This window comes from Planktothrix tepida PCC 9214 (genome assembly GCF_900009145.1).
Classification (GTDB): Bacteria; Cyanobacteriota; Cyanobacteriia; order Cyanobacteriales; family Microcoleaceae; genus Planktothrix; species Planktothrix tepida.
The window spans coordinates 1-1,104 of the sequence record NZ_LN889828.1 but is presented as its reverse complement, the minus strand read 5'-3'; the positions used below and the strand labels follow the sequence as shown (position 1 = coordinate 1,104).

Below are 1,104 nucleotides of genomic sequence, written 5' to 3'. Positions count from 1 at the left end.
TATTTTATGGTATTAAATATTGACTAAATCACTAAGAAAAATGACTTTTTTATAAAAATGCCATCTAACTCCCTACTTTATTTTATTACTCAAATCATTAACTTTCCCGGTTTTAAAGCAACAAATTATCATTTTATTACGGAGAATGAACTTCTGATTGAATTAGAAAATAAACAGACTAGCGCGACTTGTCCTCATTGTGGGAAGAGTACGAGTAAAGTACATCAATCACATCGACATAGAGTGCGAGATATTCCTGTGAGTAGTTTTGATGTCTTTCTGAATGTAAATCGCCGTCAATTTAGATGCCCTAACTGCCAGAAAGTATTTTCCGAAGAATTAAGTTTTGTGAAGAAAAGAAGAACATATACAAAAAGACTAGCCCAAAAAGTGGTTGAAGAAGTGTTAGCAACAGATGTGGTGAATACCGGAAAAAGAAATCGAATGAGTCCGGCAGAAATTGAAACGATATTAAAAGAAATGGAAGCGGTCAGTATAGACTTGTGGGTTCCCTATAAAAGTGTAGTGGAAGAACTGATGCCGAATGCACAAGTAGTTGCGGATAGATTTCACGTCATGAAACAAGTCAATGAAGAGTTAGACTATCGGAGAAAAACCGAGAAAAAACAGGCAGAAAAAATCAAAAATAAAACGGAAAGAGAACGTCAAATCTCAGGAATAAAAGAGAGTAAATATCCTTTGCTGAAAAAGAAAGAAGATTTGAACGAGACGGAAAAATCAAAATTGTCAGTTCTCAAAGAAGTCATGCCAGAATTAATGGATATGTATGATAGAAAAGAGAAATTTAGAGATATATTTGAAAGTCAAATAACGGGAGATGAGGCATTTTGGCAACTGGTAGAATGGACTGAATCATCTTATAAAGACTTCCCAAAAAGCTGCCAAACAATCAAAAGGTGGATTGCCGAAATTCTCGCCTATTTCGACAATCGAACTACCCAAGGAGCCGTCGAAGGAATCAATCAGAAAATTAAGTTAATTAAGAGAAGAGCGTATGGCTTAAATAATTTTGCTAACTTTAGAAGAAGAGTTCTCTTAAATTGGCATTTTTCTCCTAATTTATCATAGTTACCCTAGAAGAGC

At 34.6% G+C, this 1,104-nt stretch carries 1 protein-coding gene; it reads left to right on the top strand.

The window, feature by feature from the left end; all coding sequences use genetic code 11:
• Positions 1–57: 57 nt before the first annotated feature.
• Positions 58–1,089 (top strand): transposase, encoded by a 1,032-nt coding sequence (locus PL9214_RS29320; protein ID WP_072719935.1) that lies wholly within the window; start codon positions 58–60, stop codon positions 1,087–1,089.
• The last annotated feature ends 15 nt before the right edge of the window (positions 1,090–1,104 follow it).

Bases quoted from the DNA above. Each gene is read 5' to 3' on its own strand.
- PL9214_RS29320 (WP_072719935.1), top strand. From the start codon at position 58: ATGCCATCTAACTCCCTACTTTATTTTATTACTCAAATCATTAACTTT.